The 261-nt window shown below is 59.4% G+C and carries 1 protein-coding gene; it reads right to left on the reverse strand.

What is annotated here, in order from left to right:
• Positions 1-261 (reverse strand): pentapeptide repeat-containing protein (locus BST12_RS30045; protein WP_211281449.1); only part of this gene is annotated, 261 nt, incomplete at both ends.

Consider the following 261-nt stretch of genomic DNA (forward strand, 5'->3'; position numbering starts at 1 on the left):
GGTGTTAGTGAGGCCCGAGTTTGACCAGCCGGTATTTCTGACGCCGGCGTTGAAATCACCGGTATTGCCTTGTCCGGAATTGAAGTTGCCCGTGTTGATGCTGCCCGCGTTGAAGCTGCCCGCATTCAACTGGCCCGAGTTCCCGAAGCCGAGGTTTATTGCGCCGCCGTTTCCGAAACCGGTATTCACGCCCCCGGCGTTTCCCATGCCCGTGTTGAGCGAACCCGAGTTCCCGAAACCGGTGTTATGGCCCGCCACGAA

The organism is Mycobacterium angelicum, from assembly GCF_002086155.1.
GTDB classification, from domain to species: Bacteria; Actinomycetota; Actinomycetes; order Mycobacteriales; family Mycobacteriaceae; genus Mycobacterium; species Mycobacterium angelicum.